Below are 14,434 nucleotides of genomic sequence, written 5' to 3' on the forward strand. Positions count from 1 at the left end.
CGCCCCGCGCGGGCGCCCGCGGCCGCCGCCCCCGGCGGGGGCGCGGCCGGGCGGGCGCGGCGCGCCGGCGCCCCCGGCACCCCCCCCCCCCCCCCCGCGACCGCAGCCGCCGTTCGATCTCGGCCGCCGCCGCCTCGGCGACGCCGATGACGGTGGAGGACGAAGAAGGGTCGCTCGGCACCACCTCGACCAGATCAAGCGCAAAGCGCGATTTCAGCCGTGCCGCAAGGTCGAGGCAATTGGCGATCGGGTGGTCGACGCGCACCTTGATCAGCCCTTCGGAGACTGCGAGCGACACCAGCCGCTGCGCCGTCTGCCGCGAGATGCCAAGCGTGGCGGCGATCTGGTCCTGGGTGTTGCCTGCGACATAATAGAGCCAGCCGGCACGCGCCGCGTCGTCCAGCCTGTTGCCGCCGCTGTCCTGCCGCGAATTCAAGTTCCTACCTCCCAACCCCGCCGAGCATAAGAGGCGGAGCGCAGTAGTCTCGCAGGGAATGAACTTGCGCGCAATTGCCTATTGTAAGAGCAATTGCTTAGTGATGAAACTTGGTGTTTGGAGCGAAGTGACAGGTCGACCCAGTCTCGTTGCAACAGCAAGGCTGTCGAGGTCGCACCAATCCCGGTTCTAAAGCGCGTTGCGTTCGATCGGCCTCATGCGACGGGTTTTAGGTTGCTTTTTATGCATGTCGTCATTGCAAAACCGCTGCACACTTTGCGCGACATGCATTAGCGGGGACGCGGCGGTTTATCTCGTGCGCTAAACGCTTTAAGGAATTTTTTGAGAATGGAGCCTTGCATGACGCCGAAAGCGGTTTTCTGGGATATGGACGGCACGCTGGTCGACAGCGAGCCGCTGCACGAGGCGGCGCTGATTGCGGCGCTGCACAGCGTCGGCATCGCGCCGCCGGCCGACCTGCATGAGCGCGTGCTCGGCATCGCCGCATGGCCGGTCTACGAAATGCTGCGCGACGAGTTCGGCCTCGACCTGCCTTTCGACGACTGGATCGTGCGCAAATACGATCACTATCTGCCGATGGCCGAAACGCTGACGCCACGCACCGGCGCGATCGAGATTTTCAACGAGTTGCGGGAGCTTGGCGTGGCACAGGCGGTGGTATCAAATTCCGACCGGCTGATCGTCGACGCCAATCTGCGCGCCGTCGGCCTTTTCTATCCCGGCATGAAGACCATCAGCCGCAACGACGTGCGCGAAGGCAAGCCGCATGCCGAACCTTTCCTGCGCGCCGCCTGGTTGGCCGACGTCGATCCCGCCAAGGCCGTGGCGGTCGACGACAGCGTGACCGGCGCCACGGCGGGCCTGGCAGCGGGAATGAAGACGATCTTCTGGCCAGAGGTGCCCATGGAGGGGCCGCCGGGGGCGATTGTCATCAACAGTGCCGGCGAATTGCGGGCCGAACTCGGGCTTTAAGCCAGGCCCGGCGGGACCGCTCAACTCCGGTAGGCAGGCTCCTGCTCGTCGAGGATCGCCTTCAGTTCGGAAAGGTGGCGCTCGGCCTGGCCGGGATAGTCTTCCTGTTCCCTTGCCGCTTTCTCCGCGATCTCATCCGACAGTACCCGCAGCGGCCGGCCGGTCCACAGCGCCTTGATATAGGTTTCGGCGGCGCGCTCGAAATAGAACATGCGGTTGAAGGTGTCGGCGACGCTGTCGCCGATGACCAGCACGCCATGGTTGCCCATCACCATCACCTTGACCTTCGGGTCGACAAGAAGCTGGGAGCAGCGCTCGCCCTCTTCCTCGAAGGCCAGCCCGCCATAATGAGCGTCGACGACATGGCGGTTGAAGAAGATCGCCGAGTTCTGGTCGACCGGCGGCAGCGTCGAGTCGGCGAGCGAGGCAAGCACGGTGGCGTGGATCGAGTGAACATGCATGACGCAGCGCGCATGACGCACGTTGCGATGGATGGCACCATGCAGGCCCCACGCCGTCGGGTCAGGCGCATTCGGGCCGACCAGCGTGTCGGGATCATTGGCGTCGATCAGAAGCAGATCGCTCGCCTTGATGCGCGAGAAATGCACCTGGTTAGGGTTCATCAGGAATTGCGAGCCATCGTCGTTGACCGCCAGCGAAAAATGATTGGCCACCGCCTCATGCATGTTAAGCCGCGCCGTCCAGCGGAAGGCGCAAGCCAGATCGACGCGCTCCTCATAGAACGCCAGGTTGGTCAGCACTTCCTTCTGCAGGCGAGTGATGCTCATCGTAAACCTCCGTGAAAAAAGCAAGGATGCCGCGCGGCTGGAACACGCGCAACCCGGTTTCGTTTGGTGCAGGCGAGCGCCGTTATGCCGCCGTGCTGGTGGCCGCGCCGACCCTCAGCCCGCCATGCTCGACGATGAAATCGATCACCTCCTGCAGCCCCTTGCCGCGCGACAGGTCGGTGAAGCCGAACGGCCGCTTGCCGCGCATGCGGGCAGCATCGCTCTCCATGATGTCGAGATTGACGTTCACATAGGGCGCAAGGTCGCTCTTGTTGATGACCAGGAAATCGGACCGGGTGATCGCCGGTCCGCCCTTGCGCGGAATCTCCTCGCCCTGGCAAACCGAGATGACATAGAGCGTCAGGTCGGCAAGGTCCGGCGAGAAAGTGGCGGCGAGGTTGTCGCCGCCCGATTCGATGAAGACGATGTCGAGATCCGGGAATTTTTTGGTCATCTCGGCGATCGCCTGCAGATTGATCGAGGCGTCCTCGCGAATGGCGGTGTGCGGGCAGCCGCCGGTCTCGACGCCGACGATGCGATCCTCAGGGAGCGCCTGCAGCCGGGCCAGCATCATGGCGTCTTCCTTGGTGTAGATGTCGTTGGTGACGACGGCGATCGAGAACTCGTCACGCAGCGCCTTGCAAAGCTTTTCGGTGAGCGTCGTCTTGCCCGAGCCGACCGGACCGCCGATGCCGACGCGAAGAGGACCGTTGGGTGATATCATGCGGGGAACTCCGTGAGGGCAAGAATGGCAAAGCCAAGCCCGATCAGCAGGCACAGCGGCGAATAATAACGCAGATCGAGCCGCACGAAAGGCTGCTCGGGCGTCAGCCGGCGCCACCAAGGCGTGAAGCCGGCAATGCCGCGCGCCAGGAAAACCAGCGCGATGAGCAGCGCCGTGGCGGCCAGCCCGGCCTTGGGAAAGGGCGTGGCGAACACGCCTTCGAGCGCCATCGGCCACAGTGTCGCAAGGCCAAGGCAGGCGGCAACGGCGAAGCTGGCGAAGGGTGCCGGCATTTCGTCGACGCCGCGAAAGCCGATGACCGCACGAGCGCAGGAGGCAGCGTCCCTGCCCGGCCAGATGCCGCCAATGCCCCAATAGACATGCAGTGCCGTGATCAACAGCAGGACGAGCGAGAGGGCGAAAGCAAGGACGATCATGAGCGGAACAGCCGCGAATACTGGGCCTCGTGCTTCATCGCCGTGACGTCGGAGATGAAAGCGCAGCCGCCGAGATCATCGAGGGTCGAGCCGGCAGCGCGGTCGGCCGTGGCCAGGGCAAGCGGTTCGAAGGCGGCCAGTAGCGTCATCGCGGCACTCTGGCCAGCGATGCCAAGCCGGATCGCAGCCTGGACGAGATTGGAGAAGAAGGCCTGCAGAAAGGCCGCCAGGGCGTCCCGCAGCGCAATGCCGTGATCGCCGGCAACGGCGCCGACGGCAACGCAATAGGCACATTCGGCCGGCAGGCGATCCAGCACCTGGCACGGCCAGGCGATGGCCGCCTTCAGGAAAGCAGCGCCCTGCAGCATGGTCTCGGCATGGCGCTCGCGCGAGCCTGCCAGAGCTTCTGCAAGGGCGACGATTTCATCGAGATCGCCGGTTTCGCGCGCCCTGCGCCAGCTTTCGGCAAACAGCACCGCATCATTCCAGCCCGAACCCATCTCGACCAGCGTTTCCAGCCACGCGGCGAGCTCTTTGCTGTCGGCAACCAGCCCGGCATGCACGGCTTGCTCGAGACCATGGCTGTAGGAAAAGCCGCCGACCGGGAAGGAAGGCGACAGCCACGCCATCAGCCGCAACAAAGCAATATTGGAAGGCTGGGCAACGTCGGAAGGCTGGTCAGTCATGGTCATGGTCGTGCGAATGGCTATGGGAATGCGATTCGCTATGGGTATGGGAGTGCGCTTCGGCATGGCTGTGCGCATGCGCCTCGGCGTGAGAATGGCCATGGCCGGAATAAGCGCCGCGCACCGGCTTGAATGGCTCGGAGACGTCGCTCACCGTGGCGCCCAGCCCTTCCAGCATCGCCTTGATGACATGGTTGCGCAGAATGAGGATTCGGCCAGCCTCGATGCTTGCCGCGAGATGACGGTTGCCGATATGCCAGGCAAGTTCGGCCAGATGGACAGGGCCGCCGGCACGGATATCGTAGAGCGGCTCCTCGGCCGCGATGATCTCGATGTGGCGGCCATCCTCCAGCACCAGCCGGTCACCATGGTTCAAGGTCACCGGTTCGGGCAGGTCGACCAGCACTTTGTCGCTACGGGCCGTTTCGATGGCGCGACGGCGCAGATGCCGCTCGTCATGGGCAAGCACCGCACTGTCGTATGGCGTGGTCGTTCCGGCTTCGCCTGCGGCCAGGACGGAGACGGCGCGCGGGAATTTGGTGAAGTCGGTGCGAATATCGAGCTTCATGTAAAAACTGCCTCTCCCAAAAAGCCTAGCCTATCGCGTCCGCCGCCCCAATGGGGCTCAGACGATCGTGTCGAAGAGCCGCAGGATGAACGATATCTGATAGACGAGCGCGCCGGCGACAAAGGCGATGTGAAAGCGGCGGTCGCGCAGCAGGATCGCAATGACGCAAAGCGCGACGAAAACCGGCGTGCGGATCAGATATTCGACGCCAAAATGGGCGAAATGCTCCGGCCCTTTCAGCAGCGTATCGATCACGTCGAGCAGATAGGTCGCCGCCAGCAGGCCGAAGAACCAGGCCCGGCGCGAATAAAAGAAATCCTCATAGCTGGTGTAGTCCAGCATCGAATCCGGAAACAGCAGCGCGCAGAGCAGGAACAGCGTGACGGCGTAGAAGATGATGAACAGGTATTTGCCGAAGGTCCAATTCTCGATCTGGAACAGACCGAACTCCCACCACCAGAAATGCACCAGCATCAAAAGCACCGACGCAACCCAGGCGAGGTGAACGGGATAGAGCCGGTACTGGCCGGGATGCTGGACGATGCGGGCGAGCCCCGACAGCAGCCGTGTGACGCCGAGGCCGATCACCATGCCCAGGACGATGCGGATATGCGGGAAAATGTCGTGGGCGTAGGGGAGTTGCTGGTCCATAGGCCTGGCGCGGCATGTTCTACATTTGGCGTTCTAGATTGTGATCTGAAAAGTGAAAACCGGTTTCTGCTGCGCTGACCTGCCGTTCGAATGTTGAGTCCGTTGAGACCTTGGCTATTGGTGCGCCGCAAGCAGATCGGATGAAATGGATGGCGTCTGCGCCAGATACTTCGTTGCCTTGCGAAAATAGGCCAACGGCCCGGAATCCAGATACTCGCGCGCGTCCTGTATTCCCTGACCGCGCGCCTGGATGAACAGCGCCAGCGCAAAGGCGCGTTCCGCTGGCGACAGATAGCCTTGTCGCTCGAAGGACCAGCCTTGCGTGCCGGTGGCGGTGTCGCGGTACTGAGTGAAACTCGCCGCAGTGTTGGAATTGAAGATACCAAAGCCGAAGAAGGTGACCGCGAGATCGGTTGCGAACTCCTCCATCTCGGTGCCGCCCGGCGGTTCTTCAGGCACCGAGAACAGCAATGGATGACAAATCTCATGCGCGAACGTCGCAATGAGCTTCATGGACTTGGGAACGATCGCCGGATTGTAGGTGATTGTCATGGCACCGCCCCGGGACACGGAGAAGGTCCCGGCAGGCTCCCGCGGCGCGTCCTGAAGGACCTGAAGCGGTCCCAAAACCGGGTCGATTGAATCTTCCTGTGGCACGAGATTGAAGCGGGCCGCATCGATGCCAAAATATGCCGCCACCTGCCCGAAATAGTGCGATGCAGCGGCGTGCCCCTGTTCTTCAGAGGGGGTGAAAAATGTTCGTGTTGGCAAGATCAGCGAACGTTTGCGCAGCGCGGCTGCCCCGCCGAAATGCCTGAGCAGCCAACCCCAGCAATCGAGCTGCCACTCCTCGTCGTCGGCGTCCAGCGGGGAGCTTGTGCGCCAGAACACGCATCACCTCAAAACAAAAAGTACCTTTGCGCCATCGGTAGCACGGTTGCTGGCTCGCAGGTCAAGAGTTCGCCGTCGGCGCGGACCTCATAGGTTTCGGGGTCGACCTCGACATGCGGCGTGGCGTCATTGAGCACCATCGAATGCTTGCCGATGCCGCCGCGGGTGTTTTCGACCGCGACCATCTGCTTGTCGACGCCGAGCCTGCCGCGCAGGCCGGCGTCGAGCGCGGCCTTCGAAACGAAGGTCACCGACGAATTGGTCATCGCCTTGCCGTAGGCCCCGAACATCGGCCGGTAATGCATCGGCTGCGGCGTCGGGATCGAGGCGTTGGGATCGCCCATCGGGGCGGCGGCGATCATGCCGCCGATCAGCACCATGTCCGGCTTGACGCCGAAAAAGGCCGGATTCCACAGCACGAGGTCGGCGCGTTTTCCCACCGCCACCGAGCCGATGTCCTTCGACAGGCCATGCGCGATGGCCGGATTGATGGTGTATTTGGCGATGTAGCGGCGGACGCGGAAATTGTCGTTGTCGCCGGTCTCCTGCGGCAGCGAACCGCGCTGCCGCTTCATCTTGTCGGCGGTCTGCCAGCAGCGGATCGCCACTTCGCCGACACGGCCCATGGCCTGGCTGTCCGACGAGATGATCGAGAAGGCGCCGATGTCGTGCAGAATGTCTTCGGCGGCGATGGTTTCCTTGCGGATGCGGCTCTCGGCAAAGGCGATATCTTCGGGGATCGACGGCGACAGATGGTGACAGACCATCAGCATGTCGAGGTGTTCGGCCAGCGTGTTGATCGTGTAGGGGCGTGTCGGGTTGGTCGAGGACGGAATGACGTTAGGCAGGCCGCAGACCTTGATGATATCAGGCGCGTGGCCGCCGCCGGCGCCTTCGGTGTGGAAGGCATGGATGGTGCGGCCCTTGATCGCCGCGACCGTGTTTTCGACGAAGCCGGACTCGTTCAGCGTGTCGGTGTGGATCATTACCTGCACGTCGTAATCGTCGGCAACCGACAGGCAGCAGTCGATTGCAGCCGGCGTCGTGCCCCAGTCCTCGTGCAACTTCAGCGAGCAGGCGCCGGCAAGCACCATCTCCTCGAGCGCGGCGGGCAGCGACGCGTTGCCCTTGCCCGACAGGCCGATATTCATCGGGAAGGCGTCGAAAGACTGGATCATGCGCGCCAGATGCCATGGCCCAGGTGTGCAGGTGGTGGCCAGCGTGCCGTGCGCCGGGCCGGTGCCGCCGCCGAGCATGGTGGTGATGCCCGACATCAGCGCTTCCTCGATCTGCTGCGGGCAGATGAAGTGGATATGCGCGTCGAAGCCGCCGGCGGTCAGGATCTTGCCCTCGCCGGCGATTATCTCGGTGCCGGGACCGATGACGATGGTGACGCCGCCTTGGGTATCCGGATTGCCGGCCTTGCCGATCGCGGCGATACGGCCGTCCCTGAGGCCGATATCTGCCTTGACAATACCGGCGGTGGCATCGACGACCAGCGCATTGGTGATGACGGTGTCGACCGCGCCTTGCGCGCGCGACACCTGGCTCTGGCCCATGCCGTCGCGGATGACCTTGCCGCCACCGAACTTCACCTCCTCGCCGTAAAGAGTGAGATCCCTTTCGACCTCGATGAACAGCTCGGTGTCGGCGAGCCGGACCTTGTCGCCGACGGTCGGGCCGTACATCTGCGCATAGGCGGCGCGGGTGATTTTAGCCATCAGCAATTGCTCCCGAAATACAGCCCGAAAATACCGCTTGTCGAAGCCGGGCTCCACATTGCCGCCATCCTATGGTCACGCAATGACCCGCTGAGCGACACTTTCCGATCCCATTTAGCGTTTGAGGTGGCCGGGCCACCCCAAAACGACCATTTGCCAATCGATGGAAAGGAACATCCATGCGCAAAACGACCCTTCTGGCAGCCGCCGCCACGCTGGTGCTCGCAACCGCCGCCAGCGCCCAGCAACAGCCTGCGCAGCAGCCCAGTCCGGCGCCGGCTGCGCCTGCTCCTGCCGCGCCCGGGGCGCAGCCGCAGGCGCCCACCATCCAGGCGATCAACGTCGTCGATATCAAGGATCTGCCCGCGGACACTCAAGCCAAGGTCAACGAGGTGATCGCCAAGCGCAGCGATGCCGACCTGCAGAAACTGCGCGGCTCGATCGACGCGACACCGCAGGTCAAATCCGCGCTCGAAGCCAAGGGGCTCACCTCGGCGCAGGTGATCGCCGCCAGCATGAGCACCAATGGCGCGCTGACGCTGATCACCAAGAAAGCGAGCTGACGAGACGAGGCGGCGGGCCGGCGCCCGGCCAGCCCGCCGCATCACAAAGGGAACCTTCACGGGGGACGTTACGTTTCGGTCCTGTCGCCCTGACACGAGCCTCGAAAAGGACCCTGAGAACGAGCGATGGCGATCACCACCTTCTCCGACACCAGATGGCTGCATGGGATTGCCGCGACCGCGTTTCTGGCAGCCAGCATTCCGCACGCCGCGCTGAACGCGCAGAGCCTCGACAGCGCCGAGACCGTCAACCGGATCGTCGGCTCGGAGGTCGGCCAGGAAGAGACCCAGACAAATGCGGAAGCCGGCAAGGTCAGTTCGGCGATCGACCGCACGCGTGAAAACATCGCCGCCGTGCGCAAGACATCCAAGCTCGACAAGGTCGATATCGTGTTTCTTACCGATGCTGCGCGCACCGAAGGCGGCCCGCCGCCGGCGATCGAAAACAAGGTCAGGCAACATCGGGACGACATCGCCGAGCTGCGCAAGGAGATCGAAGCGAACGCATTGCTGTTCAACGCCATCGATTCGCGGCGAGTGCAAACCGAGGACGTTCTGGCGGTGGAATTCGACGATCCGGGAAAGGTCGTCATCTATGCGGCGGCCAAGCCGCCCGGCTGAGCCGAAACTGCTCAACGCCTTCGATCTCACAGCGCGCCCATGATCTTCTGCTGAAATCCGTAGACCTCGCGCTTGCCGCCGAACGGCACCAGGGTAACGTCGCGCTCTTGGCCGGGCTCGAAGCGCATGGCGGTGCCGGCAGCGATGTCGAGGCGCATGCCGCGGGCCTTGTCGCGATCGAATCTCAGTCCCTCATTGGTCTCGAAGAAATGATAATGGCTGCCTACCTGGATCGGCCGGTCGCCGCTGTTGGCTACCTTCAAGGTGACCGTCGCCAGACCCTTGTTCAGTTCGATCTCGCCGCTTGCCGTGATGATTTCGCCGGGGATCATTGCGGCCTCACATGATGCCAAAAGCGAGGCCGGCGCCAATCGCGGCACAAGCGGCGCCAGCGGCGCGGGCAAGCCCGCGGAAGCGCCAGCCGAGGCCGAGACCGGCGGCGATGCCGACGGCGTGGAGCAGTGCCGTGGCAACGGCAAAGCCCGCCATATAGCCGAGTCCGCCGACATTCTCAGGCACCTCGGTGCCATGGGCATAGCCGTGGAACAGCGCGAACAGGCCGATGACGGCGACGCCGGCCGAGACAGGAAGATCGACGGCGGGCGCAACCAGCAGCCCGAGTGCCACGACGGACGCCAGTATCGCCGGCTCGACGAAAGGCATCGGCACATGCAGCATGCCGAGCACGCCGCCGGCCAGCATGACGCTTACGAAGGCCAGCGGCCATGCCCAGATCGCTTTGTCGCCCTTGAGCGCGGCCCATAGCCCGACGGCAATCATCGCCGTCATGTGATCGAGGCCGGAGAGCGGGTGGGAGAGGCCGGCGGTGAAGGACCAAACCGTGCCGACGCCGACATGGGCATAGGCTGGCATTGCTGCCGCCAGCAGCAGGACCGCCGACAGCGTTGAGCGTTTCATCGTAGCGGGGATCATCGGCGTAGCTTCCATCTTCGAGTACCTCTCACGCCGCCTTGCGGGCCGGAGCGCAGCCCTCTGCCTTGAGGACGCGCCTGGTGGAGGCCGGATATTTCTTCAGCAGCGCTGCCGGACGGATCGGGCGGGCCGAGAAGTTGCCGCCGCAATTCGGACAGGCGCCGCCGAGCACGTTTTGTGCGCAGTCGGCGCAAAAGGTGCATTCGAAGGTGCAGATCACCGCATCCGTCGCATCGGGCGGCAGATCCTTGTCGCAGCACTCGCAGTTGGGACGCAGCTCAAGCATTTTCCTCTCCTTGGCGGTGTTATCTGATCGGCTCGTGCACGGTCACCAGCTTGGTGCCGTCTGGAAACGTCGCCTCGACCTGCACATCGTGGATCATTTCTGCAATGCCTTCCATCACCTGGGCCCGGGTGACGACATGGGCGCCGGCCTCCATCAGCTCGGCGACCGCGCGGCCGTCGCGGGCACCCTCGACGACGAAATCGGTGATCAGCGCGATCGCTTCCGGATGATTGAGCTTGACGCCGCGTTCGAGCCGCTTGCGGGCCACGATCGCCGCCATGGCGATCAGCAGCTTGTCTTTCTCCCTCGGCGTCAGATTCATGCTTTTTCCTGCAGTGGCACAATCGAAATCAGAGTGACCATAATTTGGGCAGGCCCGCCCGTCCGTTGAGCAATTCGACAAGCGGCACCAGCCGCTTGCGGAGCTGGTAGCCGTCCTCGGCGAACAGCCTCGCAAGAAGCTTGCCAGATTTCCGCACGCTCCAGAAACTGACGCCGCCCTGGCCGCCGACTATGCCCCGGGCCGGCTCGAGCAAAGCCTCTGCCCGTGGCGACACCATCAGCAGCGTCGCCACGGCGACGGCACCGCCGGCCGCTGCGGGACGGTTCAAGGCGGCCGCAATGTCCGGCCCGATGCGGAACTCCTCTGCATGGACCAGCGCCCCGTCCTGGCGGACGCGCCAGCGGTCGTGGAAATGGCCTTGCGTGGCCCGTTCACCCATGGCCAGGCGGCCGAAGACGGTGGCCTCCAGGATCAGCGCCTCGGCTCCGGTGGCAAGCTCCACGTCAAGGCTGCGGGCAAAGGCCGAGCGGTCGAAGACGATGGTTTCCTGTGGCAGCCAGGCAATGTGGCCTTCTTCCCCGACAGTCAGCTGCACCCGCACTTCGGCGCGATCGGATGCGGCGCGATAGATTTTCTCGCAGGCCTGCGTTGTCATGGTTGCGGAGGCGCCGGCACCGACATCGACCTCCCAGGCGAGACGGTCGCCACCGGTCAGCCCACCGGCGGTGTTGATCAGGACGGCTTCGAGCGGATCGGCCGAGACCGCCGGCATGCGGATCTTGGCCGAACCGTCCTGGTACAGACGCCGAAGACGCGTGCGGCCTCCGTTCCAGTCGCAGCCAAGCCGCGCGACGCCGGCAACACGCTGGGCCGGCGGCACTGAAGTCAAGCTATATGCGATCGTATCCACGACACCAACGTTAAGCACTGCGGCGGCTTTGTCGATATATAGCTTGTTGCTTGACAGCGTTTCGGTTTCTATAGAGGGAGCCACCTTGGTACGGTCACCGGCGCCTGGCGGGGGTAAAAGGCGACGATGACGACGTAATCGAGGACAAAAGGGGCGCTGATCAGTTGGCGTCGGGAAACGACAGAGTTGGGGAAGAAACCGAATGGCTGACCAGCTGGCAAACGATATCATCGCCAAGATCAAGGCTCATGCCGAGCCGGGCGGCGAGGAAATCACCACCAGTACCGAACTGACCGCCCTTGGCATCCATTCGCTGGAACTGACGGAGATCATCTTCGATCTCGAGGAAGAGTACGGCATCGAAATCGAGATGAACACTGTCGATGCCTGGAGCAATCTGAAGAATGTCGGCGACATGGTCGAGGCGGTTCGCGCGCTGATCGCGAAAAAAGCCTGACTGAATGCACAAGCGCGTCGTCATCACGGGCATCGGCGGATTATGCGGGCTCGGCACCAACGCACCGGCAATCTGGAATGAAATGCGCGCCGGCCGTTCGGCAATCGGCGCGATCGACAATCCGCTGCTGCATGATCTGAAGGTCAAGGTCGGCTGCGAAATCAAGGCGCTTCCCGAGCACGGCATCGAGCGCAAGCAGGTCGTGTCGATGGACCGCTTCAGCCTTCTGGCGACGATCGCCGCGCGGGAGGCGGCACAGCAGGCGGGATTGAACCCGCACGCCGCCAACACCTACCGGATGGGCACCGTCGTCGGCGTCGGCGTCTGCGGCTGGGAGGCGATCGAAGAGAACTATCGCGCCATCCTGCTCGAAGGCAAGAACCGCGCCGGCATCTTCACCGTCCCGAAAGTAATGCCGGGCGCTGCAGCCGGCCATGTCAGCATGAATCTTGGTCTGCGCGGGCCGGTGTTCGGCATCACTTCTGCCTGCTCGTCATCCAACCACGCCATTGCCTCGGCGGTCGATCAGATCAGGCTCGGCCGGGCCGACGTCATGGTCGCCGGCGGCACCGATGCGCCGCTGGTCTGGGGCATCCTCAAGGGCTGGGAGGCCCTGCGGGTATTATCGCCGGACACCTGCCGGCCGTTTTCGGCCGACCGCCAGGGGCTCGTGCTCGGCGAAGGCGCCGGCATGGTGGTGCTGGAAACATATGAGCATGCCATGGCGCGCGGCGCCGCCATCCTTGCCGAAATCGCCGGCGTCGGCCTTTCCGCCGACGCCTCCGATATCGTCGCGCCAACCATCGAAGGGCCTGAGGCGGCGATGCGCTTCTGCCTCGTCGATGCCGGGCTCAATCCCGAGGACGTCGACTATCTCAACGCGCATGGCACCGGCACCAAGGCCAACGATCAGATCGAGACGGCGGCGATCAAACGCGTGTTCGGCGGCCATGCCTACAAGCTTTCGGTGTCCTCGACCAAATCGATGCACGCCCACTGCCTCGGCGCCTCCGGCGCGCTGGAAATGATCGCCTGCGTGATGGCGATCCGCGAAGGCATCGTGCCGCCGACCGCCAATTATCGGGAAGCCGACGCCGACTGCGATCTCGACATCACGCCGAACGTGGCGCGCGAACGCACCGTGCGCACCGCGATCAGCAACAGCTTCGCCTTCGGCGGCACCAATGCGGTGCTGGCGGTAAAGGCCGTGTGACCGCACCCCTTGCGGGTCCTTCACCGGGGCCGGCGAAACTTTCCATGCGCATATTGATCGCGCCAGGCGTCGCGCCTAACTCTCTGCGACCCGCCATGACCGTGCCGCTCGGCGCGGTCCCCTACCAGGAGTTTCGATGACCGATCTGTCCGCGTTTCCGATTGCCAGGCGCTGGCCGGCGAGCCACCTCGACCGCATCCAGCTTTATTCGTTTCCGACGCCGAACGGGGTGAAGATATCGATCGCGCTGGAGGAACTTGGCCTGCCTTACGAGCCGCATGCCGTCGATATCGGCAAGAACGAGAGCTGGACCCCGGAATTCCTGTCTTTGAACCCGAACGGCAAGATACCGGCGATGATCGATCCGGACGGCCCGGGCGGCAAGCCGATCGGCTTGTTCGAATCCGGTGCCATCCTGCTTTACCTCAGCGACAAGACCGGCCAGCTGGTCCCGGCAGACGCGACGCTGCGTTATGAGACGATCCAGTGGGTGTTCTTCCAGATGGCTTCGATCGGGCCGATGTTCGGCCAAGTCGGATTCTTCCACAAATTCGCTGGGCGCGAAATCGCCGACAAGCGCCCGCTGGAACGTTATCGCGACGAGTCGCGACGGCTGATCGGCGTCCTCGAAACGAGGCTCAAGGGCCGTAGCTGGATCATGGGCGACGATTACACGATCGCCGATATTTCGATGCTTGGGTGGGTGCGCAATCTGATCGGCTTCTACGAGGCGCGGGAACTCGTCGGTTTCGACGATTTCCCCAGCGTGGGCGCATGGCTGGAGCGTGGCCTCGCCCGACCGGCGGTGCAGAGGGGCCTCACCATTCCGGCCAGAAGCTGATCTTACGTCGATTCCGCTCGGCTATTTTGCCTTGGTCCGGGGCTTTGAGCCGCCCTTGCCGACTACGGAAGCAGCAAGCGACGCCGCACCTTTGGCGGTGGCAAGCACGGCACCGGCGGCGACATTGGCCGTTGCTTTAACAGTGCGCATTGCGCTGCCTGCGATCGATCCTCTGCTGCTTGCCGATCTTTTGGGCTTGGGTGCAGCGGCTTTGGCCGCGGCAGGCATCACCTTTTTCGGCGCCGCCTTGCCAAAGCTGGGCTTTGCCGCATCCTTGGAGCGGGCCGCTGCTGCCGGGCCGGCGCTGGTTTTCACTCGAGTGGCTTTTGATCGTGTTGCCCTGCCCTTGGCGGGCGCAGGCTTTCTTGCCATGGTTTCCATCGAACGGTTCCCTCATGGGCACAATTGCCGTGTCCGGGATAACGGCCTGAA

At 63.7% G+C, this 14,434-nt stretch carries 22 protein-coding genes; 6 read left to right on the plus strand and 16 right to left on the minus strand.

The annotated features are described in order from the left end of the window. Positions 1-436: helix-turn-helix domain-containing protein (locus NKI72_RS16990; RefSeq protein ID WP_352850359.1), on the minus strand; the 436-nt coding region annotated here is incomplete at its 3' end. A 360-nt stretch (positions 437-796) separates the two neighbouring features. Here NKI72_RS16990 and NKI72_RS16995 point away from each other — a divergent pair. Further along, positions 797-1,429, plus strand: a complete 633-nt coding sequence (locus tag NKI72_RS16995) for an HAD family hydrolase (RefSeq protein WP_352474734.1) — start codon at positions 797-799, stop codon at positions 1,427-1,429. A gap of 20 nt (positions 1,430-1,449) precedes the next feature. On the opposite strand, the gene NKI72_RS17000 is transcribed toward NKI72_RS16995, so the two are convergent. The 8 genes from NKI72_RS17000 to ureC all read right to left on the minus strand — a co-directional run bounded on the left by NKI72_RS17000 (position 1,450) and on the right by ureC (position 7,895). Next, positions 1,450-2,217 carry a class II aldolase and adducin N-terminal domain-containing protein gene (locus NKI72_RS17000; protein ID WP_352836101.1) on the minus strand — a complete coding sequence of 256 codons (768 nt, stop codon included), beginning with the start codon at positions 2,215-2,217 and terminating at the stop codon, positions 1,450-1,452. A gap of 82 nt (positions 2,218-2,299) precedes the next feature. Beyond that, entirely contained in the window at positions 2,300-2,941 is a 642-nt protein-coding gene (ureG, locus tag NKI72_RS17005; RefSeq protein WP_352836104.1) for an urease accessory protein UreG, read from the minus strand. Next, positions 2,938-3,378, minus strand: a complete 441-nt coding sequence (locus NKI72_RS17010) for a DUF3995 domain-containing protein (protein WP_352836107.1) — start codon at positions 3,376-3,378, stop codon at positions 2,938-2,940. Before NKI72_RS17010 ends, ureG begins: the two co-directional genes overlap by 4 nt. Next, positions 3,375-4,064 carry an urease accessory protein UreF gene (locus NKI72_RS17015; RefSeq protein ID WP_352836110.1) on the minus strand — a complete coding sequence of 230 codons (690 nt, stop codon included), beginning with the start codon at positions 4,062-4,064 and terminating at the stop codon, positions 3,375-3,377. The genes NKI72_RS17010 and NKI72_RS17015 overlap by 4 nt, the downstream gene beginning before the upstream one ends. After that, the gene (locus NKI72_RS17020) at positions 4,057-4,632 is read right to left on the minus strand and encodes an urease accessory protein UreE (RefSeq protein ID WP_352836112.1); all 576 of its coding nucleotides are present in this window, start codon (positions 4,630-4,632) and stop codon (positions 4,057-4,059) included. Before NKI72_RS17020 ends, NKI72_RS17015 begins: the two co-directional genes overlap by 8 nt. A gap of 57 nt (positions 4,633-4,689) precedes the next feature. After that, entirely contained in the window at positions 4,690-5,283 is a 594-nt protein-coding gene (locus tag NKI72_RS17025; protein ID WP_352474742.1) for a hypothetical protein, read from the minus strand. 114 nt (positions 5,284-5,397) lie between these two features. Continuing rightward, the gene (locus NKI72_RS17030) at positions 5,398-6,174 is read right to left on the minus strand and encodes a hypothetical protein (protein ID WP_352836115.1); all 777 of its coding nucleotides are present in this window, start codon (positions 6,172-6,174) and stop codon (positions 5,398-5,400) included. A gap of 8 nt (positions 6,175-6,182) precedes the next feature. Next, positions 6,183-7,895 (minus strand): urease subunit alpha, encoded by a 1,713-nt coding sequence (gene ureC, locus NKI72_RS17035; protein ID WP_502898626.1) that lies wholly within the window; start codon positions 7,893-7,895, stop codon positions 6,183-6,185. A 179-nt stretch (positions 7,896-8,074) separates the two neighbouring features. Between ureC and NKI72_RS17040 the strand changes: the two genes are divergently transcribed. Further along, positions 8,075-8,458, plus strand: a complete 384-nt coding sequence (locus tag NKI72_RS17040) for a hypothetical protein (protein WP_023677006.1) — start codon at positions 8,075-8,077, stop codon at positions 8,456-8,458. A 126-nt stretch (positions 8,459-8,584) separates the two neighbouring features. Then, positions 8,585-9,079: a hypothetical protein gene (locus tag NKI72_RS17045; protein WP_023677007.1), complete on the plus strand. Its 495-nt coding sequence runs from the start codon at positions 8,585-8,587 to the stop codon at positions 9,077-9,079. 26 nt (positions 9,080-9,105) lie between these two features. Here NKI72_RS17045 and NKI72_RS17050 read toward each other — a convergent pair whose 3' ends face one another. The 5 genes from NKI72_RS17050 to NKI72_RS17070 are packed head-to-tail and all read right to left on the minus strand — an operon-like array spanning position 9,106 to position 11,470. Then, positions 9,106-9,411: an urease subunit beta gene (locus NKI72_RS17050; RefSeq protein ID WP_023677008.1), complete on the minus strand. Its 306-nt coding sequence runs from the start codon at positions 9,409-9,411 to the stop codon at positions 9,106-9,108. Between the two features lie 7 nt (positions 9,412-9,418). Next, a complete protein-coding gene (locus NKI72_RS17055) occupies positions 9,419-10,012 on the minus strand; it encodes a HupE/UreJ family protein (protein WP_352850361.1) in 594 nt (197 codons plus the stop codon). Between the two features lie 28 nt (positions 10,013-10,040). Continuing rightward, positions 10,041-10,298 carry a DUF1272 domain-containing protein gene (locus tag NKI72_RS17060; protein WP_352539910.1) on the minus strand — a complete coding sequence of 86 codons (258 nt, stop codon included), beginning with the start codon at positions 10,296-10,298 and terminating at the stop codon, positions 10,041-10,043. A gap of 19 nt (positions 10,299-10,317) precedes the next feature. Next, a complete protein-coding gene (locus tag NKI72_RS17065; protein WP_023677011.1) occupies positions 10,318-10,620 on the minus strand; it encodes an urease subunit gamma in 303 nt (100 codons plus the stop codon). 28 nt (positions 10,621-10,648) lie between these two features. Further along, positions 10,649-11,470, minus strand: a complete 822-nt coding sequence (locus tag NKI72_RS17070; RefSeq protein ID WP_502901196.1) for an urease accessory protein UreD — start codon at positions 11,468-11,470, stop codon at positions 10,649-10,651. Positions 11,471-11,693: 223 nt separating this feature from the next. On the opposite strand from NKI72_RS17070, the gene NKI72_RS17075 reads away from it, so the two are divergent. The 3 genes from NKI72_RS17075 (at position 11,694) to NKI72_RS17085 (ending at position 14,002) form a co-directional block, all read left to right on the plus strand. Further along, complete coding sequence (locus NKI72_RS17075) at positions 11,694-11,948, plus strand: acyl carrier protein (RefSeq protein ID WP_023677013.1); 255 nt, start codon at positions 11,694-11,696, stop codon at positions 11,946-11,948. 4 nt (positions 11,949-11,952) lie between these two features. After that, positions 11,953-13,161: a beta-ketoacyl-[acyl-carrier-protein] synthase family protein gene (locus NKI72_RS17080; RefSeq protein ID WP_352836119.1), complete on the plus strand. Its 1,209-nt coding sequence runs from the start codon at positions 11,953-11,955 to the stop codon at positions 13,159-13,161. Positions 13,162-13,297: 136 nt separating this feature from the next. Beyond that, entirely contained in the window at positions 13,298-14,002 is a 705-nt protein-coding gene (locus tag NKI72_RS17085) for a glutathione S-transferase family protein (RefSeq protein WP_352771134.1), read from the plus strand. Between the two features lie 21 nt (positions 14,003-14,023). On the opposite strand, the gene NKI72_RS17090 is transcribed toward NKI72_RS17085, so the two are convergent. After that, positions 14,024-14,152 (minus strand): hypothetical protein, encoded by a 129-nt coding sequence (locus NKI72_RS17090; protein ID WP_302893450.1) that lies wholly within the window; start codon positions 14,150-14,152, stop codon positions 14,024-14,026. Continuing rightward, the gene (locus NKI72_RS17095; RefSeq protein ID WP_352539907.1) at positions 14,139-14,399 is read right to left on the minus strand and encodes a hypothetical protein; all 261 of its coding nucleotides are present in this window, start codon (positions 14,397-14,399) and stop codon (positions 14,139-14,141) included. Before NKI72_RS17095 ends, NKI72_RS17090 begins: the two co-directional genes overlap by 14 nt. Between the last annotated feature and the right edge of the window lie 35 nt (positions 14,400-14,434).

It is taken from the genome of Mesorhizobium sp. M0437 (assembly GCF_040321335.1).
Classification (GTDB): Bacteria; Pseudomonadota; Alphaproteobacteria; order Rhizobiales; family Rhizobiaceae; genus Mesorhizobium.